20 protein-coding genes are annotated in these 22,613 nt (G+C 72.1%); 7 read left to right on the top strand and 13 right to left on the bottom strand.

The window, feature by feature from the left end; translation table 11 throughout:
• Window positions 1-8: 8 nt before the first annotated feature.
• Window positions 9-440 carry a MarR family transcriptional regulator gene (locus ABZX11_RS16540; RefSeq protein WP_354913717.1) on the bottom strand — a complete coding sequence of 144 codons (432 nt, stop codon included), beginning with the start codon at window positions 438-440 and terminating at the stop codon, window positions 9-11.
• A gap of 72 nt (window positions 441-512) precedes the next feature.
• Between ABZX11_RS16540 and ABZX11_RS16535 the strand changes: the two genes are divergently transcribed.
• Complete coding sequence (locus ABZX11_RS16535) at window positions 513-1,367, top strand: LLM class flavin-dependent oxidoreductase (protein WP_354913715.1); 855 nt, start codon at window positions 513-515, stop codon at window positions 1,365-1,367.
• Window positions 1,368-1,399: 32 nt separating this feature from the next.
• The gene (locus tag ABZX11_RS16530; RefSeq protein ID WP_354913713.1) at window positions 1,400-2,767 is read left to right on the top strand and encodes a glycosyltransferase 87 family protein; all 1,368 of its coding nucleotides are present in this window, start codon (window positions 1,400-1,402) and stop codon (window positions 2,765-2,767) included.
• Here the strand turns inward: ABZX11_RS16530 and ABZX11_RS16525 are convergent.
• The 5 genes from ABZX11_RS16525 to dgt all read right to left on the bottom strand — a co-directional run bounded on the left by ABZX11_RS16525 (window position 2,754) and on the right by dgt (window position 10,508).
• Window positions 2,754-2,963, bottom strand: a complete 210-nt coding sequence (locus tag ABZX11_RS16525) for a helix-turn-helix domain-containing protein (protein WP_003071237.1) — start codon at window positions 2,961-2,963, stop codon at window positions 2,754-2,756. The two genes, ABZX11_RS16530 and ABZX11_RS16525, sit on opposite strands and share 14 nt — an antisense overlap.
• Before the next feature lie 178 nt (window positions 2,964-3,141).
• On the bottom strand, window positions 3,142-4,770 hold the full coding sequence (locus ABZX11_RS16520; protein WP_176176321.1) for an ABC-F family ATP-binding cassette domain-containing protein: 1,629 nt from the start codon (window positions 4,768-4,770) through the stop codon (window positions 3,142-3,144).
• Window positions 4,771-4,908: 138 nt separating this feature from the next.
• Entirely contained in the window at window positions 4,909-5,556 is a 648-nt protein-coding gene (locus ABZX11_RS16515) for an acVLRF1 family peptidyl-tRNA hydrolase (protein WP_354913711.1), read from the bottom strand.
• A gap of 59 nt (window positions 5,557-5,615) precedes the next feature.
• The gene (locus ABZX11_RS16510) at window positions 5,616-8,492 is read right to left on the bottom strand and encodes a S8 family serine peptidase (RefSeq protein WP_176176319.1); all 2,877 of its coding nucleotides are present in this window, start codon (window positions 8,490-8,492) and stop codon (window positions 5,616-5,618) included.
• 453 nt (window positions 8,493-8,945) lie between these two features.
• On the bottom strand, window positions 8,946-10,508 hold the full coding sequence (gene dgt, locus ABZX11_RS16505; protein WP_176176318.1) for a dGTP triphosphohydrolase: 1,563 nt from the start codon (window positions 10,506-10,508) through the stop codon (window positions 8,946-8,948).
• Between the two features lie 74 nt (window positions 10,509-10,582).
• Here dgt and ABZX11_RS16500 point away from each other — a divergent pair, with 74 nt between their 5' ends.
• A complete protein-coding gene (locus tag ABZX11_RS16500) occupies window positions 10,583-10,909 on the top strand; it encodes a PASTA domain-containing protein (RefSeq protein WP_176178297.1) in 327 nt (108 codons plus the stop codon).
• Between the two features lie 237 nt (window positions 10,910-11,146).
• Here ABZX11_RS16500 and ABZX11_RS16495 read toward each other — a convergent pair whose 3' ends face one another.
• Both ABZX11_RS16495 and ABZX11_RS16490 read right to left on the bottom strand, forming a co-directional pair.
• A complete protein-coding gene (locus tag ABZX11_RS16495) occupies window positions 11,147-11,782 on the bottom strand; it encodes an SRPBCC family protein (RefSeq protein ID WP_354913708.1) in 636 nt (211 codons plus the stop codon).
• Window positions 11,779-12,126, bottom strand: coding sequence for a metalloregulator ArsR/SmtB family transcription factor (locus ABZX11_RS16490; RefSeq protein WP_176176316.1), 348 nt, complete (start codon window positions 12,124-12,126; stop codon window positions 11,779-11,781). The genes ABZX11_RS16495 and ABZX11_RS16490 overlap by 4 nt, the downstream gene beginning before the upstream one ends.
• Before the next feature lie 128 nt (window positions 12,127-12,254).
• Here ABZX11_RS16490 and ABZX11_RS16485 point away from each other — a divergent pair, with 128 nt between their 5' ends.
• Window positions 12,255-13,922, top strand: coding sequence for a GGDEF domain-containing protein (locus ABZX11_RS16485; protein WP_354913706.1), 1,668 nt, complete (start codon window positions 12,255-12,257; stop codon window positions 13,920-13,922).
• On the opposite strand, the gene ABZX11_RS16480 is transcribed toward ABZX11_RS16485, so the two are convergent.
• Window positions 13,902-14,537, bottom strand: a complete 636-nt coding sequence (locus ABZX11_RS16480; RefSeq protein WP_176176314.1) for a TetR/AcrR family transcriptional regulator — start codon at window positions 14,535-14,537, stop codon at window positions 13,902-13,904. The two genes, ABZX11_RS16485 and ABZX11_RS16480, sit on opposite strands and share 21 nt — an antisense overlap.
• 38 nt (window positions 14,538-14,575) lie before the next feature.
• Between ABZX11_RS16480 and ABZX11_RS16475 the strand changes: the two genes are divergently transcribed.
• Window positions 14,576-15,772, top strand: coding sequence for a nucleotide disphospho-sugar-binding domain-containing protein (locus ABZX11_RS16475; protein ID WP_354913704.1), 1,197 nt, complete (start codon window positions 14,576-14,578; stop codon window positions 15,770-15,772).
• Here the strand turns inward: ABZX11_RS16475 and ABZX11_RS16470 are convergent.
• The 4 genes from ABZX11_RS16470 to ABZX11_RS16455 are packed head-to-tail and all read right to left on the bottom strand — an operon-like array spanning window position 15,756 to window position 19,373.
• Window positions 15,756-16,913, bottom strand: a complete 1,158-nt coding sequence (locus ABZX11_RS16470) for a sulfotransferase (RefSeq protein WP_354913702.1) — start codon at window positions 16,911-16,913, stop codon at window positions 15,756-15,758. The genes ABZX11_RS16475 and ABZX11_RS16470 overlap by 17 nt on opposite strands.
• 8 nt (window positions 16,914-16,921) lie before the next feature.
• On the bottom strand, window positions 16,922-17,710 hold the full coding sequence (locus ABZX11_RS16465; RefSeq protein ID WP_354913700.1) for an SDR family oxidoreductase: 789 nt from the start codon (window positions 17,708-17,710) through the stop codon (window positions 16,922-16,924).
• Window positions 17,707-18,897: a hypothetical protein gene (locus tag ABZX11_RS16460; RefSeq protein WP_354913698.1), complete on the bottom strand. Its 1,191-nt coding sequence runs from the start codon at window positions 18,895-18,897 to the stop codon at window positions 17,707-17,709. The genes ABZX11_RS16465 and ABZX11_RS16460 overlap by 4 nt, the downstream gene beginning before the upstream one ends.
• The gene (locus ABZX11_RS16455; protein WP_354913696.1) at window positions 18,894-19,373 is read right to left on the bottom strand and encodes a nuclear transport factor 2 family protein; all 480 of its coding nucleotides are present in this window, start codon (window positions 19,371-19,373) and stop codon (window positions 18,894-18,896) included. Before ABZX11_RS16455 ends, ABZX11_RS16460 begins: the two co-directional genes overlap by 4 nt.
• A gap of 40 nt (window positions 19,374-19,413) precedes the next feature.
• Between ABZX11_RS16455 and cysD the strand changes: the two genes are divergently transcribed.
• Both cysD and cysC read left to right on the top strand, forming a co-directional pair.
• Window positions 19,414-20,346 carry a sulfate adenylyltransferase subunit CysD gene (gene cysD, locus ABZX11_RS16450; protein ID WP_354913694.1) on the top strand — a complete coding sequence of 311 codons (933 nt, stop codon included), beginning with the start codon at window positions 19,414-19,416 and terminating at the stop codon, window positions 20,344-20,346.
• A complete protein-coding gene (cysC, locus tag ABZX11_RS16445) occupies window positions 20,346-22,160 on the top strand; it encodes an adenylyl-sulfate kinase (protein ID WP_354913692.1) in 1,815 nt (604 codons plus the stop codon). Before cysD ends, cysC begins: the two co-directional genes overlap by 1 nt.
• Window positions 22,161-22,613 lie beyond the last annotated feature (453 nt).

Genomic DNA, 22,613 nt, shown 5'->3' with positions numbered 1-22,613 from the left:
GCAGCCGTTCACTCGGCGCGAACAACCTGGTGCAGAGCGGCGCGCAGCCGCTCGGCGTCCTCGGCGGAGAGCGGCTCCAGCAGCAGCGCCTCGGCCTGCCTCGTGAGTTCTTCGCCCGCCTCGCGGACGCGCTCCCCTTCGGCGGTCAGCAGCACGAGACGCTTGCGCCGGTCCCCCGGCGCGACCTCGCGCCGGACCAGCCCCTTGGCCTCCAGCTCGTCCACGAGCGCGACCATCGTCGTCCGGTCGATGCCGAGCCGGGCGGCGCCGTCCTGCTGTGACTGCGCCGGCCCGTCACCGAAGAGCGCGAGCAGCGCGAGCTGCCGCCCGGTGACGCCGAGGGGCGCGTACAGCGGCTCGGCCAGCTCGGCGAGCCGCAGCTGGGCGTGTTTGAGCAGGTAGCCGAGCCGCCGGGTGACGGCGAGGGGCGCACTGGACATGCGGAGACTCTACACCTACGCTGATCGTCAGCTTAACTGATGATTTGGATGACTGACGATCAGGAGTTCCCCGTGACCACCGTCGGCCTCAAACCACCCCAGCAGCACCTCGGCATCGCCGCCCTCCGCGAGATCTGGGCGATCGCCGACGACGCCGGCTTCGACGGCTGCTGGGTGTTCGACCACCTCGCCCCGATGGGACCCGACCGCACCGGTGACATCTTCGACGGCTGGACCCTGCTGGCCGCGATGGCCGAGGCGACGAAGCGGGTGCGGATCGGCTGCCTGGTTTCCGGCAACGCCAACCGGCACCCCGGCACGTTCGCCAAGATCGCGGTGACCGTCGACCACCTTTCCGGCGGCCGGCTGGACGTCGGCCTCGGCGCGGGCGGCGACACGCTGACCGACGCGATGATGGGCACGCCCACCCCGGCACCGGTCGAACGCGTCGAACGGCTGGCCGAGACCTGCGAAATCCTCCGTCTGCTGTGGACGCAGGCGGAAACCACTTTCCCGGGCCGCCATTACACCCTGACTCGCGCAATCAGCGATCCGAAGCCGGTGCAGCGGCCGAAACCCCCGCTGTGGCTGGGCAGCAGCGGCGAAAAGCGCGGCCTGCGAGTCGTCGCCGAACACGCCGATGTCTGGCTGAACGCCGCCCTGCCGGGCACGGGAATCGAAGAGTTGCAACGGCTTTCGCGCGTCCTGGACGAGCACTGCGCGGCCGTGGGCCGCGATCCGGCGACCGTCCGCCGGGCCGTGCAGTTCCGGCTGCCGTCCGATGCGGACAGCGCGCTGCGCCTCACGCAGAGCTACGTCGATGCCGGCTTCACCGAGCTGGTGCTGATGCCCACCGGGCGCGAAGACGTCGTCGCGGCGTCCGAGGCGGCCGCGAAGCTGCTTCCCCGCCTGCGCGACGTCGGCTGAACCGGGCGGCGGGCCCTCGGTAGCCTGACGACGTGGAAACGGAGGTGGGCCAGGCGCCCGCATGGCGGCGCGCGGCCCGGCTCTTCACCGCACCCTCGCGCACCGGAGAGGCCGCACCCCTGCGGTGGGACCTCGGGTTTTACCTGGCCTGCCTGGCCTTCGCGCTGCCGACCGCGCTGGTGTCGGAGTTCTACGGCTACCGCGTCTGGGGCAACTTCGCGACCGTGGCCTACGGCTTCGGCGCGGCGCACAGCGCGTACCTCCTGCTGGCCGCCCGGAGCGGGCGTACTCCGCGCGGCGTACTCGGTTCACGCTGGTGCGGCATCGCCGCCGTCGCACTGTTGGCGATGATCCTCCCGTTGGCGCTTCTGGTGATTCGCCGCCTGACCGGAGTGGACTGGCTGATCACGCCGTTCTCCTGGGCCGCGCAACCCGAGGTCTGGGTGATCGAGCGGTCCGCGGATCTGCTGCTGCACCACGGAACCCCGTACGTCGACGTCACCGCGCTCGGCCGGGTGCCCGTGGTAAACGATTACACGCCCTACGGCCCGGTGATGGCGGTCTTCGGCCTGCCGCGGGCGCTGTTCGGCGGCACCCCGGTGACGGACGCGCTCACCGACGCCCGGTGGATGTTCGCACTGGCCGCCTGCGCGTGCGTGCTGGGCACGCTGAAGCTGCTGAAGTGGCCGCGGGTGCCGGTCGGTGCCGCGCAGCTCGCGCTGGCCTGCCCGCTCACCGCGCTCACCTGGGCCGTGGCCGGCCCGGACCTGGCCATCGTGGGCCTGCTGGTGCTCAGCTGCGCGCTCGCGGCCACCGGGCGGGTCGCCTGGTCGGGCCTGGTGCTGGCGCTGGTCGTCAGCGCGAAGCTCATCGTCGCCCCCGCGGCCGCGGTGCTGGCGGTGCTCGTGCTGGTCCGCCGTGGCTCGGTTCGCCGCCGTCGTGGGCTCGACTGGGCGGCGCTGGGCCGGTTCACGGCGGCGCTGGTGGCGACGACGATCGCCCTGCACCTGCCGGTGTACCTGGTGGATCCGGCGGCGTTCGTGGAGCACGTCTTCCGGTTCCCGCTCGGGATGGGCGTCGTGCGGTCGCCCGCGGCCAGCCCGCTGCCGGGCCACCTGATCGCCGAGACCGGGCCGGCCGGGCAGGTCACGGCGTTCGTGCTCGTCGGCGCCGCGGCCGTGGCCGTCGCCGTCTGGCTGGTGCGCCGGCCCCCCGCGAACGGCTCCGCCGCACTGCTGCGCATCGCCGTCGGACTCGGCGCGTTGATCCTGCTCACCCCGGCCACCCGGTACGGCTACCTGGTGTACCCGCTGGTCCTGCTCGGGGCCCACCTGGCGTTCCGCGTGGCCGAAGTTCCCGCTGCGCCCCCCGCGCAGCAGTCCGCGACTACTTCTTCTTGACCCTGGTGGCCCCGCCGCGCCCCCGCAGCTGGACGCCGGACTCCGACAGCACCCGGTGCACGAAGCCGTAGGACCGCCCCGTCGACTCCGCGAGAGCCCGGATGCTCGAGCCCTTCTCGTATTTCTTCTTCAGGTCAGCGGCCAGCTTGTCGCGCGTGTTGCCGGTGATCCGCGCGCCTTTCTTGAGATCAGCCACGTCGATCGCCTTCCCGCCGAGAGTGTTCTGGGCCACATATCGGCCCCTGCCGGGGCAATGATCGAACACTGAGCGCCGGAATGCCAGACGACAGCCGCGAAACAGCCGAAATTGCGATCACATTGGGCCATTCCAGTGCTCTACGGCGAGTGATCTTGCACCCGAATGGACGCACGGCTCACGCGAGCTGGACAAGTTCGAGGTAGTCCGCCGACCAGTGGTCCTCGGTTCCGTCGGGCAGCAGGATGACCCGCTCGGGCTCCAGCGCCTCGACCGCGCCCGGATCGTGGGTCACCAGGACGACGGCGCCGGCGAAGCTGCGCAAGGCGTCCAGGACCTGCGCCCGGCTCGCCGGGTCGAGGTTGTTCGTCGGCTCGTCGAGCAGCAACACGTTGGCAGCACTGGAGACCAGGCCGGCCAGCGCGAGCCGGGTCTTCTCGCCGCCGGAAAGCGTGCCTGCCGGCTGGTCGAGTTGTTCGCCGGTGAACAGGAAGGAGCCGAGCAGGTTCCGCAACTCCTGCGCTCCGGTGTCCGGAGCGAGATGTCGGATGTTTTCCCACACCGACGCTTCATGATCAAGAGTTTCGTGTTCCTGTGCGTAATAGCCCAAACGCAATCCGTGACCCGGAACGACGGATCCGGTGTCCGGGGTTTCCATTCCGCCGAGCAGCCGGAGCAAAGTCGTCTTTCCCGCGCCGTTCAACCCGAGTACGACCACCTTCGAACCGCGGTCGATGGCGAGATCGACGCCGGTGAAGATTTCCAGTGAGCCGTAGGACTTCGAGAGCTCTTCGGCGGTGAGCGGGGTGCGGCCGCAGGGCGCAGGCTCGGGGAACTTGATCCGGGCGACCTTGTCGGCCTGGCGGGTGTCTTCGAGCGAGGACAGCATCTGCTCGGCGCGGCGGGCCATGTTCTTGGCCGCCACGGCCTTCGTCGCCTTCGCGCCGAGCTTCGCGGCCTGCTGCTGCAGCGCCGACGCCTTCTTCTCGGCGTTGGCTCGCTCACGACGGCGGCGCTTCTCGTCGGTGGCGCGCGCGTCGAGGTAGCGCTGCCAGCCCATGTTGTACAGGTCCAGCTCGCCGCGGGTGGCGTCGAGGAACCAGACCTTGTTGACCACGTCGGCCAGCAGCTCGACGTCGTGGCTGATCACGACCAGGCCGCCGTCGTGCTGCTTGAGGAAGCTCCGCAGCCAGTTGATGGAGTCGGCGTCGAGGTGGTTGGTCGGCTCGTCGAGCAGCAGGATCGTCTCGGACTTGCCGCCGGCGCCCGCTTCGGCCGCGGCGAACAGGATCCGCGCCAGCTCGACGCGGCGGCGCTGGCCACCGGAGAGCGTGCCCAGCGTCTGCGCGAGGATGCGGTCGGCGAGGCCCAGGTTGGAGCAGATCCGCGCGGCTTCGCTCTCCGCCGCGTACCCGCCCAGGGAGGCGAAGCGCTCTTCGAGCCGCGCGTAGCGGTTGATGGCCTTGTCGCGCGCGGCGTCGTCGACCAGCTCGGCCATCGAAGCCTGCGCCTTTTCCATGTCGCGCATCAGCTTGTCCAGACCACGCGCGGAGAGCACGCGGTCCTTCGCCGTGACCGAAAGATCACCTTCGCGCGGGTCCTGCGGCAGGTAACCGAGCTCGCCGGTGCGGCGCACCTCGCCCGCGTGCGGCTCGCCTTCGCCGGCGAGGACCTTCAGCGAGGTGGTCTTCCCCGCGCCGTTGCGGCCGACGAGACCGATGCGGTCGCCGGGCTGGATGCGGAGGGTGACGCCGTTGAGCAGGATGCGCGAACCCGCGCGCAGCTCAAGGCCGGTGGCCGTGATCAAGGGGAACTCCCGTGGAAAGGGGGCGTACGGAGGACAGCGGCAGGCGGCCCGCTCGGGCCGCGGCGTCACTCCAGCTGGATATCCACGAAGCCCAGTGTACGGGCCGTCGTCCACGGGATTTTCCGGACGTGTGCGGTTTCACCCGTCGCGCAGCGTGACCTGCACGGACAGCGCGCGGACGGCGGCCTCCTCGAGCACGGCCCGGCTCGGTTCGCCGACGTCGAGCACCCGGGGTTCCGCGCGGGCGAACAGCGGCGCCAGCCGGCGGTCGTCGCGCAGCTCGTCGAGGGCCCGCCGGTCGCCGCCGAGCACGACGGCGTCCACTTCGGACAACCGCGGGACGAGCACTTCGAAGACGTCCTTCGCCGCGTCCTGGAGCGCGTGCCTGGCCTGGCCCGCGCGCCGCCGGGCGAACCGCTGCTGCGACCAGCCACCGGCCGCCGAGCGGCCCTGGACGAGGTGCCGGTCGGTGCGCGAGACCTCGATCCGGCCGCCGCGCGCGATGCCGACGCTGTGGCCGCCGCGCCGCACGAGCACCAGTGCGATCCGCCGCGGCCGGAGCGCGTGCGCGACGAGCGCGTCGACGGACGGCTCGGCGAGGGGCCCGAACGGGACGGCGGCGGTCGCGGTGGTGCCGTCGGCCGCGGTCACGCTCACCCGGTCCGGTGTCGCTTCGGTGGCGGTGGTGCCGCCGTGCCGCTCGGCGAACCGGGCGAAGAACCCCGCCAGCCGCTCGGGCGGCACCTCGACGGTGCGGCCGCCGCCCGCGGCTTCCTTCGGCTTCACGGGGAAACGGTACGGGGCCGCCGCGATCACCGCGACGGCCCCGTACCGATCGTGTCCGGTTACAGCGGGTGCACCGGGCCGTTGTTGGTCACGCCCCGGACGTTCGACGGCGCGCCGGCCGCCGGGGGCTGCACGAACCCGTTGATGTGCAGGGCGACCGAGCGGATGAACCCGGCGTCGCCGCCGGCCGCGTCGACCACGAAGAACGTCCACGCGCCGTCGACGGCCGCACCGGTGAGGTTGCCGGTCAGGGCCTGCGTCGGCCGCCACGAGCCGGTGAACGGCGCGTTGGCCGAGGTCACCGTGCTGAACGCGGCGGCTGCGTTGTCGGCGAAGACGACCTTGCACAGGTTCTTGCCCGAACCGCCGTTGCGCTGGAACACCGTGGCCTTCGCCCCGGACGGCGCGGTCAGCGTGCCGATCAGGTCACCGACGTACGAGTGGTTGAGCCCCACCGCCGTCGAGGTCGGATCGGTGCTGCACGTGGTGCCGTCCACGGAGAAGGACACCTTGGACGCGCGGCCGACCCCGGTGACCGGGATGGTCACCGACGCCCCGACCGGGCTGTTGTCCGGGATCGCCACCGGCTCGCCGGCGTAGGCGAAGTCCTGCGCGACCGGCGACGGGGTGCCGACCGGCAGCGAGAACGACGTCGTCGTCGGCGAGTGCGCCCCGGCGAAGGTGACGCGGGCGTTCAGCACCACCGGCGCGCCGAGCTGCTGCGTCGCCGGGACGGTGATGGTGAAGTCGTTGACGCCGGTCTGTCCCGGGCTGATGGTGCCGTAGGACTTCGACCGCGGCGCCACCGTGACACCCGGGGTCGGGCTGGTGAGCACGACGCTGGTGGACACCGCGGTGCCGTCACCGTCGTTGGTCACCGGCAGCGTCACCTTGGCGGTGTCGCCCGGGTCGAGCGCCGAGCCGCCGTCGGCCGGGGTGACCGTCGGCTGCTTGGCCACCGCGAGGGGCTGCGGGCTGGCGCCGGTGTAGGCCAGCACCTTGTCCGCGAGGATGACGCCGGACCCGGTGAAGTTGTCGCGGCCCGGGGTTTCGATGTCGATCGCGGTGTTGATCAGCGCTTCCCGGACCTCGGACGGCGGCAGGCCGGGGTTGCCGGACAGCACGAGCGCGGCGATGGCGGCCGCGTGCGGAGCGGCGGCCGAGGTACCGAAGAACGGGTTGAACCCGCTCACGCTGGTCTGCACGCCGTCGGCCGCGGTGATCTCCGGCTTGTTCCGGACCTCACCACCGGTCGAGGACACGTTGCCCGGGGTGATCGGCGTGCCGTTCGCCTCGTAGAACACGCGGCGCGGGCCGTCGGAGGTGAACCGCTCGGCCTTGGTGGCGCCGCTGAACGCGCCCGGGTACGGGCCCGCCGGGTTGGCCGGGTCGCCCGGTTCGAGGGCCCGGCCGAACGCCTTGGCCGCCGGGGCCGCCGCGACGCTGAAGGCGTCCCGCGCGGCCGAGTGGCCGACCGTCACACCCGGGGTGTTGTAGGCCTTGAGGCCGTCGGCCGAGTCGGAGAAGCGGCCGCGCAGCGCCGAAAGCGACAGGTAGCGGTTCTGGCCGGAGAACTTGACGATGGCCAGGCGCAGCCCGGTGCCGCCGAAGGAGGGCGTGGTGACCCGCTCGTACGGGTCCTGGGTGCCGGTCTGGACGTCCTGGCTGTAGCTGACGACCGCGCCCGCGGAGTTGAGCAGGTAGAGGTCGTAGTCGTTCGCGGACGCGCCGAGCGGGTCCGACCAGTGCAGCGTCACCGGGACACCGGCGGAGGACGCGTTCGAGATCGGCTCGTAGATCTGCGTGCCCGCGGCGCCGGCGAAGTTGTGCGCGGTGCCGGCGAACTTGCCGACCGACTTGCCGGAGTCGACGAAGTCGCCTTCCCAGTGCGCGGCGGTGCCGCTGGCGACGTTGCCTTCGTTGCCCGCGGACGAGAAGTACAGCGCGCCGTCGGCGGTCACATCGTTCACGGCCTGGGCGATGATCCAGTCCTGGAACGGCGATTCCTTGAAGTAGATGACGTCGTCGACGATGACGTCGCAGTGCGACTCGAAGCGCAGCTTGCGGATGTTGTCGGCGAAGCTGGCGTCCGAGTTGAACGCCGACGCGAAGCCGAGCGCGGCGCGGGGCGCGAGGTCGTGGATGATCTCGAGCATCGCGGTGCCCTCGTCGCCCTCGCCCTCCTGACCGGCGATGACGTCGACGTCCGGGGGCAGTTCGCCCTTGGCCTGCGAAGCGGCGAGGGAGTCGACGCCGTCGGACAGGGCGCACGCCTTGACGCCGACGCCGGTGACGCCGAACTGCTGGCGGGCGATGTCGGCGTTGTGGGCGCGGTCGCCTTCGCTGACCAGCGGCGCGACAGCGGCGGCGCTGCGCTGGCTCTTGGCGCTGACGGCCTTTTGCAGCTCACCGGCGATGCGGTCGGCCTTCTGCTGCTTGGTCTCGGTCTTTTCCGGCGTCGTCGCCGGCGTGGCCAGTTCCCGGGCGGTCATCGCCTGGTCGGCCTGTTCGACGCGCTTGACGTCGCCGCGCGCGGCGATCTCGGCGACCTTGTCCAGCGGCACCTCGGCGCGCACGCTGGCGTAGCGGTCGGACACGGCGCGGATGCCCGCACCGGCCTTGGTGAGCCCGGCGAGCAGGTCCGGCGAGACCTTGCTCACGCGGAGGTCGACCAGGACGGTCCCGGCGGCGGAGACGGTGACCCCCGACTGCAGTGCGTTCAGCTGCTTCCCCACGCCCTTTTCGGCGACGAGCAGCTTGCTGTCCAGTTTGGACTCGGTGGCGGTGCGGCCCGCCTTGACCGCCTGCAGCGCGGCGATCTGCTGCTGAGCGGTTTCACTGAACGCGTCCGGACCGGACGCGGGTGCGGCCCCCGCGACGGGCGGGGAAACGAGCCCCAGCGCGGCGAGCAGTGCCGCGGCTGAGGCGGTGAACACAGTGGATCTCGATCTCGTGGAACGGGTACGACGCATGCGCGCCCTCCGATTCTCCAGGCGCGTGCCCCGACTCACGCTGACCGACGCCGGTGATCACCGGCTGGATCCAGCTAAGTACCGCGAGTTCTCCGTAAACATCAGCCGTTCGAGTGACAAAGGACGGATAATTTCCCGAAGGGGCCGGATGTCGTAGGCCGTTCAGCGCAGCGGTGAACCGGTCACCGGACACGCACCGGACAAATGATTGCCCGCCACCCCGACCACGGAGTGGGATGTCCACAAGCAACACACGGGCGTGCAATCGGCGGGGTGGCGGGGGAAGCGCGTTACCGCGCCCAGAGGACGGAACCCGACGACGGCCGCGCGGCCGCCCGGCTGAGACGCACGCCGTGCGGGCGGCCCGCCCGCACCGGTCAGCGGCTCGCCGTCCCGGCCCCTCGGCCGCGCGCCCGGTCAGAGCACGAACGAATCCGACCACGGCTGCGCGGCCCGGCCGGACAGCGCGTCCAGCAGCGTCACCGCCTGCTTGTCCGTCAGCGAAGCCACGAAGTCGACCACCGCCCGGCCGCGGGCCAGCCCGCGCACCGCGTCCGGCCCCGTCACCGGCTCGCCCGTCGCGCCCACCAGCAGTTCCGGTGCCGTGCGGGCCAGCCCGGCGTACTCCGCGCGGGCCAGCTCGACCAGGTCGTGCAGCCGGCGGGGCAGGCGGGACACCTCGTCGCGGTCGAGCAGCCACGCGTCGAGCGCGTCGACCAGGCTCGACACCACGCCCGCCTGGCCGCGCTGGTGCAGCGCGAGGTCCGGCCGCAGGAGAACGAACCGGCGGTGCACGAACTTGAGCACCTGGACCTCGTGCCACTGGGCCGGCCGCAGCGACACGTGCCCGGTGCGGGTGGACGGTGCCGCCAGCAGGAACACGCCGTCGACCAGGCGGGCCGTCCAGTTCGCGGAGAACGCCGCCGTCGCCTGCTCGGCCTCGATCGAACCGTCGAACTCGCCCGCCAGCAGGCCGTCGACCAGCTCCGCGCGCACCCGCGCGACCGCCGCGGCGAAGGCGTCGTCGTCGACGATCCACGCGTCCTTGGCGTGCATCCGGCGGCGCAGGCGCTCCAGGGACCGGCCCGGGCGGCGCAGGTCCGCGTTCAGCGTCTCGTCGTCCAGCGACGCCAGCTCCCCCGCGTGCTCCAGCCACTGCCCCAGCTCGGCGGCGACCGGCGCGTGCTGCAGGACCCCGATGCGGTGGAAGTCCTGCAGGTCGTGGATGGCGTAGGCGATGTCGTCGGCGGTGTCCATCACGGACGCTTCGACTGTCTGCTGCCAGCCCTCGACGCGGCCCGCGAAGGCCGCGCGCGCCTGCTCGAAGTCGTCGAGTTCGGTGGCGTAGGCGGAGAACTTGGCCGCGCCGGTGCCCGGCAGGTCGCCCGGCTCGGCGGCCCCGCGCGGCGGCACGGCCAGCTCCGACGGGTGCGGCGCGGGGTGGTGCAGCCGCAGCCACGGGTACTTGAGCACGGCGGCCCGCACCGCGGCGGTCAGGTCCAGCCCGATCGCCGACGGCCCGCGGACGTCGGTCGTGGTGATGATCCGGAAGGTCTGCGCGTTGCCCTCGAAGCCGTCGGCGAGGCCGAAGCGGTGGCGGGCGATCCGGTCGAGCGTCTGCTCGCCGAGGTGCCCGAACGGCGGGTGCCCGAGGTCGTGGGCGAGCGCGGCGGCCTCGGCGACGTCGGGGTCGCAGCCGCCGAGCTTGTCGGCCAGTCCGGCGTCGGGCCCGCCGGTGATCCGCTCGGCGATCGCGCGGGCGACCTGCGCGACCTTGAGGCTGTGGGTGAGGCGGTTGTGCAGCAGCCCGGCCCCGCCGGCGCTGACGACCTGCGTGACACCGCCGAGCCGCGCGAAGAACGGCGACGCGGCGATCCGGTCGCGGTCGATCCGGAACGGGCTGGTCGCCAGGTCGGTGAACCCGCCGACGTTCGCCACGGGATCGCGCCGCGCGGCCCGCGGGTCGGTCTCCTGATCCATGCGCCCGACCTTATCCGCAGGTTCACCTGAACGGCGGCCGGGCGCGTGGGTACTTCAGGGGCATGTCCCGACGGATGGTCACAGCCCTGACCGCGCTCGCGTTCGCCACGGCCGCCTGCGGCGCCCCACCCGCCACGACGACCTCGACCCCGGCTCCGCCCTCGGCTTCGGCGAGACTCATCAAGGTCCCGGACGTCTCCGGCATGAACCACCAGGACGCCCAGAACGCGATGCAGCGAGCCGGCCTCTACAACCTGCGCGAGGTCGACGGCACCGGCCAGGGCCGCGCGCTGGTGATCGACCGCAACTGGCGCCAGACGGGCCAGGACCCGGCCGCGGGCACCGAGGTCCCGCCCGACACGGTGATCACCCTGACCGCGGTCAAGTACACCGACCGCTGACCGTGTCGCCCCTCCAATCACGAGTGATGCCTCTCCAATCACACGTGATGCCCCTTCGGTCACGCGTGATGCCCCGCGACGCACGCTGCCTCTTCCGCCGCGGACCGTGCGGCGAGGGGCCACGCCGGTGATCAGGGAGGCATCTCGCGTGATTGAGCGGGCATCACGCGTGATTGAGCGGGCATCACAGGTGATTGAGGGGGCATCACGCGTGATCGGGAGGACGACACGGCGGGGTCAGGCCTGCGGCGGGGTCGTGTACGCCTTCAGCGTGCGGTCCGCCGCCGCGCGGGCCTGGGCCGGGTCCGCGCCCGCGGCGACGTCCGCCTCGTACCAGGCCTCGCTCGACGCCGTCATGAAGCGGATTCCCTCCGGCGACATCATCCAGGCCATCGCCGCCTCCGGGTCGACGGTCGTGCCCGGTGCGGACAGGTGCAGGACCAGGCCGACCAGCGCGCTGTCCCAGCCGATGCCGACCGCGCCCGGGCCGAACTCGTCCCAGCGGTCGTCGACGTGCGCCACGTGCTCCAGTTCGAACCGCGTGCCCGTTCCCTCCGGCTTCAGGCGGACCTCGATCCAGCTGACGTTGCCGCCGAACTCCCACGTCGCGGCGAAGCTCTTCGGCGGGTCGCAGCGCTCGACCGTGCCGCCCGCGTTGCCCTCCAGCTGGTACTTCCCGCCGACCTTCAGCTCCCCGCTCACCGGCAGGAACCAGCGCGGGATGCGCTCGGGGTTCGTCACCGCGTCCCACAGGTCTTCGACGTCGGTGTCGTAGACCTGGCTGATGGTGAGGACGCGGGCCTCCTTCCCCTCGAGCACCCGGTCACCGAGTGTCCGGCGGACAGCGCTGATCTGGTGGCTGACGTCGATCACGAACGTTCTCCTTCATCGAGGCGCCGGGCACGCTTGCCGCGGGCGATTTCGGTGGCCAGCGCGTCCAGCGGTGGCGTCCAGTACCGGCGGAACCGGTCGAGCCAGACGTCGACGTCGCGCAGCGGGGCGTGCCCAACCGCATACAGCCGCCTCGTCCCGTCCTGGCGGACGACCGCGAAGCCGTTGTCCCGCAACACCTTCAGGTGCTGCGACACCGCGGGCTGCGAGATGCCGAACTCGGCCCGGATCACCTCGGTCACCGCGCCGGCGGCGCGTTCGCCGTCGGCCAGCAGCTCGAGGATCCGGCGGCGGACCGGGTCGCCGAGGACGTCGAACGCGTGCACCCGGCCAAGTTACAAGCACTGACTTATATAAGTCAACACTGAAACAGTTGCGCCGATGGGGGTAACCGACGGTGAACATCAGTCGACATCGGTTCCCCTTCGCCGCGAGACCCGCGACGATCGGGGCCGTGAAGTCGCCACGCGCGGTCCGCTTCGCCTTCCAGCCGCTGTACAGCCTCCACACCGGAGGCGTCGTGGCGCACGAGGCGCTGGCCAAGCCCGGCCGCGGAACCGTCCCCGAGCTGCTCGCGCAGGCCCGCCGCGACGGCAGGCTCGCCGAGGCCGACCTCGGGCTCGCGGTCGCCGCCGTCCGGCAGGACGCCGAACAGCCGACGGCGCTCCCCCTGCACCTGAACCTGTCCGCCCGCACCCTGGCCGCACCGCCGTCGATGTACGAGGACCTCCTCGAAGCCCTCGGTGACGCGGGCCGCCGCACCCGTGACGTCGTCCTGGAGATCGGGCCGCCGTTCGCGCCGCTGCCCGCCGGCCGCGCGCTCGCGGGGATGCGGGAGCTCACCGAGCTCGGCTTCCGGATCGCGCTCGACGGCCTCGGCCGCGGCGACCTGCCGCTGGGCCTGCTGGTCGAGGCGCCGATCGACCTGGTGAAGCTCGACCGGACCGTGCTGCGCGGCCTGCCGGACGACCCGGCGTCGGTCGCCGTGGTCGAGGCGCTGCTGCACTACACGAACCGCACCGGCACCCGGCTCGTCGCGACCGGCGTGGAGACCGGCGCCCAGCTCGACGCCGTCCGCGGCCTCGGCGTCCGGATCGCGCAGGGGCACCTGCTCGCGCCGCCGACCGCGGCCGGGCCCGCGCCGGCGCTGCTCACCCGCGCCCGTCCCTCGACCGGGGCGCCGGCACCGTGCGTCGGCGACTTCCTCCGCCCGGCGACGACCCTGCCGGAAACGGCGACCTGCGACGAAGTCCGCGCGGTGCTGGCCGCGGCCGACGCGCCGAGCGGCGTCGTCGGGGTGGACGAGCTGAACCGGCCGCGCTGGTCGGTCGACCGGACCCGGTTCCTGGTCGCGGTCACCGGGCCGTACGGGCACGCGCTGCACGCGAAGCGCCCGGCGGCCCGGCTCGCGGACACCCCGCACACGATCGAGGCCCGCGCCGGCGCGATGGAGTTCCTGGAGCTGGTCACCGACGCGGACTGGGGCCGCACCGGCGACGACGTCGTGGTGGTGGACGAGCTCGGCCGCTGCCTCGGCGTGGTGCTGGTGACCGAGGTGGTCCGCGGGGTGGCCGAGGCGAAGGTCGAGGCCGCCGCGGCGCTGAACCCGCTGACGCGCCTGCCGGGCAGCGACACGGTCGCCCGCGACGTGGCCCGCCGGATCACCATCGGCGAGCCGTTCGTGGCGGCCTGGCTGGACATCGACGGCTTCAAGGCGGTCAACGACACCGCCGGCTTCGCGGCGGGCGACAACCTGATCCGCGAGCTGGGCGCGGCCCTGACGGAACAGGCGGGCGAACTGCGGCGGATGCGGGTGAGCCACGTCGGCGGCGACGACTTCCTGGTGGTGTGCGACGTCGACGAGATCGCGACGGTGGCGGGCGCACTGCTGGACCGGGCCTGGTCGGCCGACGGCCTGCCGGTGACGGTGTCGCTGGCGACGCTGGTCTGCGCGAGCGGGGCGATCGGGTCGTACCACGAGGTTTCGCGGCTGCTGGCGCCGTTGAAGAAGCGCGCGAAGGCGGTGCCGGGGTCGAGCTGGGTGCTCAGCCGGCCCGGCTCGGACCGGGTGGAGGTGCTGCGCGGCATCGGAAGCCGCGGGTTACAGGCCGCCGCCGGCTGACCAGCCGAGGGCCAGCTGCGCCCGGATCGCCGAGGCCGCCCAGGTGACGTAGTCCTCGTGCGGCCAGCCGCACACCGCCGTCAGGTGGTCGTACGCCTCGTGGGACATGATCAAGCCGATCGCGTCGGCCAAGCGCCCGAGCGAACCTCCCGAGGCCAGGCCCGCCGCCGAGAGCCGCTCCGCGATCTCCGCCCGGCGCACCACCACCAGCTCCGCGCGGACCGCCGCCACCTCCGCGTCCGCCGCGGCCGCCGTCGTGAACGCGCGCCAGATCGGCAGCGATCCGCGGATCCCCTCGGCCACCCGTGGCACCACCGAGGGCAGGTCCGCCGGGCCGGCCGGGCCCGCCAGCGCGTCCAGGTTCCTCGCGTCCGGATCGCCCGCGAAGCCGGCCCGGAACGCGGCCAGCAGCAGCTGCGGCTTGCGGCCCGTCTGCGTCACCGTCTCCAGGCTCACCCCCGCCTCCGCCGCGATCTGCCGCATGCTCGTGCCCGCGTAACCCCGCGCGGCGAACAGCTTCCCCGCCGTCGCCACCACGTGCGCCCGGGTGCGGCGCGCCCGGGCCTCGCGCACCGGCGACGCGTACCGGCGCCGCCCGCCTTCGGGTATCGTCATCAATTGGATGGTACAGCGTATCGGTCAAAAGGAGAGCCATGACCCGCGTCCTCGTCGGCGTGCAGCCCGCGCGCGGTCACGTCGGGCCGACCAAGCCGGTCGTCGCAGCCCTCGTCGACGCCGGGCACGAGGTCACCGTCGTCACCGGCGCGCGCTACTGGGAAGCGTTCGAGGAGCTGGGGGCGACCGTCGGCGTGCTGCCGGCGGAGGCCGACTTCGACGAGACCGACCTGAACGGCTCGATCCCCGGCCGCGCCGGGCTGAGCGGGCTGAAGCTCGCCCGGTTCGAGCTGACCCACTTCGTCCGCGCCATGCCCGCGCAGCTGCGCGTCCTCGACGAGCACCCGGCCGACGTCGTGCTGTGCGATCCGCTGATGATGGCCGGGCTGGCCCTGGTCCGGCGCACAGCCCGGCCACGCCTGCTCACCCTCGGCTTCCTGCCGTTCCTGCCGCCGGTCCCGACCGCCGCGCCCGGCCACCCGGTCAGCGGCGCGATCTTCAAGGCGCTCGTGCCGTGGGTGACCGGGCCGGCGCAGGACCTGGCGAAAGACCTCCTCGGCGACCCCGGCATGCTCTTCACGGACTGGCCCCTGCACAGCGACGGCGTGCTCCAGATGACCTGCCCCGGCTTCGAGTACCCGCGGCCGGGCGCTCCCCTGCACTTCATCGGGCCGACGACGGTCAGCGCGGCGAGCGAGCACCCGCTGCCGCCGTGGTGGGCCGACCTGGACGGCGGCCGTCCGGTGGTGCACGTGACCCAGGGGACGGTCGCGAACGACGACCTCGGCCGGCTCGTCGAGCCGGCCATCGACGCGCTGGCGGGCGAGGACGTCCTGGTCGTCGCGACGACGTGCGGGACGCCGCTGCGGCCGGGCCCGCTGCCGGACAACGTGCGGGTCGCCGATTTCCTCCCGTACGACGAGCTGCTCCCCCGCTGCGCCGCCGTGGTCAGCAACGGCGGCTACGGCGGGGTCAACCACGCCCTCCGCTACGGGGTGCCACTGGTCGTGATCGGGGCCAGCGAGGACAAGCGCGAGGTCGCCGCCCGGGTCACCTGGTCCGGGGCCGGGATCGGCCACGCCCGCGCGAAGGCCGCACCGCGGACGCTGCGGCGAGCCGTCGGCGAGGTGCTGACCGACCCGCGTTACCGCGAACGCGCGCGCGAACTGGCCGCCGAGATGGCCGCCGGCCCGTCGATGACCGAAGTCGTCGAGCTGATCACGGCAGGGACGTGAGGTAGCTCGCGAACCGCTCGTCGACCTCTTCGGGTGTCAGGCCGAAGTCCGCCAAGCTGTAGCGGTGCACCGGTTTCCGGTCCCCGGTCCGGCTCACCTCGTGCACCGCCGTCATGGCCGCGCGGGCTTCGGGGGTGAACTCCAGTCCGAAGTGGTCGTACACACTGGACACCGTGCCGATCGGGTCCGCGACGAAGTCCTCGTACCGGACGTCGTGGAACTGCGCGGGGTTGTGCCGCTCCCGGGCCCAGCCGAACTCGTCCGCTCCGCGCGCCCACAGGTCCAGCTGACCGCGGCCGATCACCTCGCCGCGGAACTTGTCCGACCAGCCGTCCGCGGCCTTCTCGGCCAGGCTGCACATCGACGCCATGATCGTGCGCGGCGCCCGGTGGGTCTGGATCACCAGGGCGTCCGGGTAGTTCGCCATCAGCGCGTCCAGGGCGAACAGGTGACTCGGGTTCTTGAGCACCCACCGCTTGCCCGCGTCGGGCAGCCCGATCAGCTGCAGGTTGCGCTTGTGCCGCGCGTACGCGTCCGTCCAGTCCTGCTTGGCCAGCCAGCGCGAATAGCGCGGCAGGTGCGCCAGGCACTCGAAGGAGACCGACCGCATCGACTGGCGCAGCAGCTGCCAGCACTCCTCCACCTGGTCGGCGGACATGTGGTGCACGCCCATGAACTCCGGGTGCTCGACGTGGTGGCGTTCATACCCGGCCTGGATGCCCTGGAAGATCGGGTTGCCCGCCCACGACGAGCGCGGCGGCCGCGGCTGCGGGACCTCGGCGAGCCACACCTCGAGGCCCTGGTGCGCGGGGTCCTCGGCGAGCAGCCGGTGCAGCGCCGTCGTACCGGTGCGGGGCAGGCCGGTGACGAAGATCGGCCGCTCGATGCGGACGTCCGCGTACGCCGGGTTCTGCTTCCACGAAGCTTCACTCAGCAGCCGCGCCACCAAAGCACCGCGCAGGAACGCCCGGTGCACCTTGTTGCCGTACGGCGTCAGTTCCGCGTCCCCTTCGTAGGACTCCAGCAGCACGCGCAGGCCTTCGACGTACTCGTCGGCACCGAAGTCGTCGAGCCCGGTGAGCTTCGACGCCGACGCGTGCAGGTCCTCGACGGTGCCCACGTCTTCGCGGCCGGGGAGCATGGAACCTCCTAGTGGTGGTACTCGCCGCCGTTGACGTCGAGGCACTGCCCGGTGATCGCGCGCGCCATCGGCGAGGCGAGGAACACCACCGCGTCGGCGATCTCGTCGGGCTCGGGCAGCTTGCGAAGGTCTATTGTGGACGCTGTCTCGGCGTAGACGTCTTCGGGCGTGATGCCGCGCTCCTTGGCCAGGTAGGCGAAGTACCACTTGAGGTTGGGCCCCCAGATGTACCCGGGCGCCACGGTGTTGACGCGCACGCCGTCCGGGCCCAGCTCGCTGGCCAGGCTCTGGGACAGCGACAGCAGTGCCGACTTCGCCATCTTGTAGGCACCGAACGTCCGCCGGGAATGCCGCAGCACCGCCGAGTTGATCATCACCAGCGAGCCCTTGCTCTCCTTGAGCGCGGGCAGGAAGAGCCGGGTCAGCCGGAGCACGGAGATCGCCGCGGTTTCGAACCCCGCGCGGACGGCGTCGAAGTCCACAGTGGCCAGATCGGTCAGTGGCGGGACGGCGAAGGCGTTGTGCACCACCGCGTCCACCCGGCCGAACGCCTCGACCGCCGCACGCACCAGGTTCTCGGCGGAGTCCGCGTCGTCGATGTCGGTGCGGACCGCGACCGCCCGGCGGCCGAGGTCGGTCACCTCCTTCGCGACCTCGCTCAGCCGCGACTCGGTGCGCGCGGCGAGCACGACGTCCGCGCCCGCCTGCGCACTGCGCACGGCGATCGACCGGCCCAGCCCGGGCCCGATGCCCGAGACGACGACCACCTTGCCCTGCAACACGTTCTCCACGCTCACCCCAGCATCCGGGCGGCCACGGCGTCCTGCCGGGCCGCGATCCGCGCCGCCCACTGCTCCGGCGTCACCCGCGCGTCCTCGTAGTGGGGCAGCCGGTCGGGCAGCTCGTCGGCCTTGACCACCTCGACGACCGGGCCGTCTTCCGGGCCGAGGTCGCGGGCCAGCCGCTGCCAGCGGATCTGCAGGTACCCGCGGTCGTGGCCGGTGAGTTCGAGCCAGTTCGCCAGGCCGGGGTCGCGTTCGGCGAGCACGAACCGGATCTTGCCGTCGGGGTCGACACGGGCCTGGTCGGCGGTGAGGCTCGTCTGGTGGTTGATGTAGTCGAGCGAGACGTACCAGAGGCTGCCGAGCTGGATGCCCTGGTAGGGCGCGTCCGCGCAGCGCGGCACGGTGACGATCATCGCCTCTTCGGGGCCGAGTTCGTAGTGCCCGGCCGAGGAGAACTGGGTGGTCAGCCCGCCCGGCGTCGAGCGCGGCTCGGTCAGCGTGTTCACCGGCAGGTCGTCGTAGAACCACTTCGGGAAGGCCAGGAACGTCTTCAGCCGGCTGAGCAGGATCTTGCCGGTGACGCCGTAGCGCTTGGCCAGCCCGGACCGGTCCGGCACCGGCGGCGCCTGGCCCGCCGTGTCGACGCACTGGATCCGGATTTCTCCCCGCCGTTCGGTGGCCCAGTCGCTGTAGACCTCACGCACGACGAGCATCGACGAGCCCTCGCCGAGGACGAAGTAGTTCGGCGGCGGGTTGTCGCGAGCGGGGCCGAAGCGCAGCTCGAACCGGCCGTCTTCGTCGATTTCGATCGCCCGGTCGTCGAACGCGGCGAGGCTGTCGGGCACCTCCACCGGCGAGTAGTCGCCGTTGAGGATCTGGAAGCTCAGGTCGGCGGTGGTCCCCCGGACCCCGGTGACGAGGTACTCGCGGTCGGCCCGGATGTTCGCGTTGAAGTACAGCGTGTCCGGGTTGTCCAGGCCCATCTTCGTGTACGGCCCGGTGGACGCGGTGAAGTACGGGAAGTCGCGCTGGTAGGCCCAGGCCATCTGCAGCGACGCCCGGATGCTGCCCGCGAGGTAGTCGTAGCCCTCCAGGAGACCCTGCTCGGTCTGCGCCGGCGGTGCTCCGGCGATCAGCTTTTCGGCCTCGACGATGGCGTCGGCGAACGACCGGGTCAACGAGAACTCGTTCTCGATCATGCCGGGACAGCCCAGCGGTTCGCGAGCAGTTTGAAGCCCGGGATGCCGTCGAAGCTCGTCAGCGTCTCGTAGGTCCGGACGTACCCGATGTGCGACATCCGCCAGGCGCCGTCGCCCTCGCGGCGGTAGGTGTCCTCGTAGAAGGCGGCGCCTTCGATGATCACCTTGTGCTCGGGCACGATGACCTTGTCGGTGAACGACCACCGCCCGGTCGCGGTGTCGCCGTCGACGTCGATCTCGGGCTGAGCTGCGTGGTGCACGGTGATGATGCCGTTGCCGAGGCTCTGGGTGAGGAACTCGACGATGGCGTCGCGGCCCTCGAACCGCTTGCCCCCGCTCCCGACCGCGCGGGTGCCGTAGTCGGCCGTGGCGTCGACGGTGAAGGTGTCGGCCACCTCGTCCCACAGCTTCAGGTCCACCCCGCGCAGGTACCGGTACTTCACCCGCTTGATCTCTTCGAGCACGCCCAGGTCCATGTCCTACAGCGTCCCGCACCGCTTGACCAAAGACAAGAACATGTTCTACTTTTTTCCGGTGTCCGTGACCTCGTACGAGCTCTCGCACCTGGCCGCGCTCGAAGCGGAGGCCGTGCACGTCTTCCGCGAAGTCGCGGCGACCTTCGAGCGCCCGGTCCTGCTCTTCTCCGGCGGCAAGGACTCGGTCGTGATGCTGCACGCCGCGGCGAAGGCGTTCTGGCCCGCGCCGCTGCCGTTCCCCGTGCTGCACGTCGACACCGGCCACAACTTCGACGAGGTCATCCGGTTCCGCGACGAGACCGTCGCCGCGCTCGGCCTGCGCCTGGAGGTCGCGCGCGTGCAGGACGACATCGACGCCGGCCGCGTCGTCGAAGAGACCGGGCCGCGGGCCAGCCGCAACCGGCTGCAGACGGTGAGGCTGCTGCGGGCGATCCGCGAGGGCGGCTTCGACGCCGTGTTCGGCGGCGCCCGCCGCGACGAGGAGAAGGCCCGCGCGAAGGAGCGCGTGTTCAGCTTCCGCGACGAGCACGGCCAGTGGGACCCGCGGGCGCAGCGCCCGGAGCTGTGGAACCTCTACAACGGACGGCACCGCCGCGGTGAGCACATCCGCGTCTTCCCGCTGTCGAACTGGACCGAGCTGGACATCTGGCAGTACATCCGGGACGAGCGGATCGCGCTGCCGCCGCTGTACTACGCGCACCGGCGGCCGGTGGTCCAGCGCGACGGCATGCTGCTCGCGGCCACCCGCTTCCTGTCCCTTGTGGACGGCGAGATGCCGTACGAGGCGACCGTGCGCTTCCGGACCGTCGGGGACGCCACCTGCACCGGCTGCGTCGAGTCCTCGGCGGCGACCCCGTCCGAAGTGGTCGCCGAGGTGGCCGCCACCCGCGTCACCGAACGCGGCGCCACGCGGGCCGACGACCGGATTTCCGAGGCCGGCATGGAAGACCGCAAGCGAGAGGGCTACTTCTGATGCAGCTGCTGCGGATCGCCACCGCCGGGAGCGTCGACGACGGCAAGTCGACGTTGATCGGCCGGTTGCTGTTCGACTCGAAGGCGATCTTCACCGACCAGCTCGCGGCCGTCGAGCGCGCCAGCCGCGACCGCGGCGAGGACTACCCGGACCTCGCGCTGCTCACCGACGGCCTGCGCGCCGAGCGCGAGCAGGGCATCACCATCGACGTCGCCCACCGCTACTTCGCCACGCCGCGGCGCAAGTTCATCATTGCGGACACGCCGGGGCACCTGCAGTACACGCGGAACATGGTGACCGGCGCGTCCACCGCCGACCTGGCGCTGATCCTGGTCGACGCGCGCAAGGGGGTGCTGGAGCAGTCGCGGCGGCACGCGTTCCTGGCGTCCCTGCTGGGGATCGGGCACCTCGTGGTCTGCGTCAACAAGATGGATCTGGTCGAGTGGTCGCAGGAGCGGTTCGACGAGATCCGCGAGGACTTCCGCCGGTTCGCGATGAAACTCGACGTCGCCGACCTGACGTTCGTGCCGGTTTCGGCGCTGCACGGCGACAACGTCGTCCACCGCAGCGCGAGCATGCCGTGGTACGAGGGCACTTCGCTGCTGCACCAGCTGGAGGAGGTGCACGTCGCTTCCGACCGCAACCTGATCGACGCCCGGTTCCCGGTGCAGTACGTCATCCGCCGGTCCGACTTCCGCGGCTACGCGGGCACCATCGCCGGTGGGGTGTTCAAGCCGGGTGACGAGGTCGTGGCGCTGCCGTCGGGGTTCACGTCGAAGGTGCGCGCGGTCTGGGGACCGGGCGGGCAGCCCCTCGAAGAAGCGTTCACCGGGCAGGCGGTGGCCGTGGAGCTGGCCGACGACCTCGACCTCGGGCGCGGGGCCATGCTGTGCCGCCCCGGCAACCGCGCGGAGTCGGCCCGCGAGGTCGACGCGCTGGTCTGCTGGTTCTCCGAGCGCGCGTCGCTGGCCCCCGGGGCGTCCTACGCGGTCCGGCACACGACGACCGAGACGCGGGGCACGGTCGAGCGGCTGGAGTACCGCCTCGACGTCACCACGCTGCACCGCGACGAGACGGCGGAAGCGCTGTCCCTGAACGACATCGGCCGCATCCGGCTGCGCACGCGCTCGCCGCTGCTGTTCGACCCCTACCGCCGCAACCGGGCCACCGGCGGCTTCCTGCTGGTCGACGAGCACACCGGCGACACGGTGGCGGCGGGCATGATCACCGGCGCGGTCGCCGCCCCGGTCGTCTGGCACACCGCGGCGGTCCGGCGCGAGGACCGCCCGACCCGCGGCGCGACGGTGTGGCTGACCGGGCTGTCGGCGTCGGGCAAGTCGTCGGTGGCGGTCGAGCTGGAGCGCCGGCTGGTCGCGGCGGGCCGCCCGGCGTACCTGCTCGACGGCGACAACCTGCGGCACGGGCTGAACGCCGGGCTGGGGTTCAGCCCCGAGGACCGCGCGGAGAACGTCCGGCGGGTGGCGGAGGTGGCGCGCCTGTTCGCGGACGCGGGTGTGGTGGCGATCGCGTCGCTGATCAGCCCGTACGCGGAAGATCGGGCGCGGGCGCGGGCGATCCACGACGGGCTGCCGTTCGTCGAGGTCTTCGTCGACACGCCGCTGGAGGTGTGCGAGGCGCGTGACCCGAAGGGGATGTACGCGAAGGCGCGCGCCGGGGAGATCAAGGGTTTCACGGGCATCGAAGCGCCGTACGAGCGCCCGTCGTCACCCGACCTGGTGCTGCGCCCGGGCGACGGCGACCCGGCGGCGATGGCGGCCGCGGTCCAGGCGCTGCTCGACGACCTCGGCGAGTAGTGCGTGACTCGGTTGGTGGCCGGTGATGCCCCCTCACATCACGGAGCTGGGTGGTCATCCCGTCGCCTGAGGCCGTCAAAATCACTTTGAGCCGGGCCCGCAACCCACAGCGCAACGCGAGGAGACAGCGCGGGCTTGCGGGCCCGGCTCAAAGTGATAGGCCTCAATCAGGCGACGGGATGACCACCCCGCGGCCCACCTCCACAAGCCGAGCAGACAGCGGCAGCCGTGGTCATCCCAGAGCCTGCCCGTCCGGCGAGGACGCTTTTGTCTTGAAGCCGCGGCAGACTCGGCAGCTGCCGAGGCAGGGTGAACGCTCGGCAGGGCGGGGGAGGTCTGGTGACGTTGTTGGTTGCCTTGCGTTGCCGGCCGGCGGTCCGTGTTGACGAAGCACCCCCTGAGGTGCGGGTCTGCGAATCCCCGAGCTTGAACAGCCGAGTAACCGCAGCCATC

Origin of the sequence: Amycolatopsis sp. NPDC004169 (assembly GCF_040610315.1) — a bacterium.
In the GTDB taxonomy this organism is placed as follows: domain Bacteria; phylum Actinomycetota; class Actinomycetes; order Mycobacteriales; family Pseudonocardiaceae; genus Amycolatopsis.
This window is presented reverse-complemented; position numbering and strand designations above follow the sequence as displayed.

What these genes read in the sequence shown, in the direction of transcription:
- cysC (WP_354913692.1), top strand. Translation starts at nt 20,346, where the DNA reads ATGCAGCTGCTGCGGATCGCCACCGCCGGGAGCGTCGACGACGGCAAG.
- dgt (WP_176176318.1), bottom strand. Translation starts at nt 10,508, where the DNA reads ATGGATCAGGAGACCGACCCGCGGGCCGCGCGGCGCGATCCCGTGGCG.
- cysD (WP_354913694.1), top strand. Translation starts at nt 19,414, where the DNA reads ATGTTCTACTTTTTTCCGGTGTCCGTGACCTCGTACGAGCTCTCGCAC.
- ABZX11_RS16455 (WP_354913696.1), bottom strand. Translation starts at nt 19,373, where the DNA reads ATGGACCTGGGCGTGCTCGAAGAGATCAAGCGGGTGAAGTACCGGTAC.
- ABZX11_RS16470 (WP_354913702.1), bottom strand. Translation starts at nt 16,913, where the DNA reads ATGCTCCCCGGCCGCGAAGACGTGGGCACCGTCGAGGACCTGCACGCG.
- ABZX11_RS16480 (WP_176176314.1), bottom strand. Translation starts at nt 14,537, where the DNA reads ATGACGATACCCGAAGGCGGGCGGCGCCGGTACGCGTCGCCGGTGCGC.
- ABZX11_RS16475 (WP_354913704.1), top strand. Translation starts at nt 14,576, where the DNA reads ATGACCCGCGTCCTCGTCGGCGTGCAGCCCGCGCGCGGTCACGTCGGG.
- ABZX11_RS16540 (WP_354913717.1), bottom strand. Translation starts at nt 440, where the DNA reads ATGTCCAGTGCGCCCCTCGCCGTCACCCGGCGGCTCGGCTACCTGCTC.
- ABZX11_RS16460 (WP_354913698.1), bottom strand. Translation starts at nt 18,897, where the DNA reads ATGATCGAGAACGAGTTCTCGTTGACCCGGTCGTTCGCCGACGCCATC.
- ABZX11_RS16500 (WP_176178297.1), top strand. Translation starts at nt 10,583, where the DNA reads ATGGTCACAGCCCTGACCGCGCTCGCGTTCGCCACGGCCGCCTGCGGC.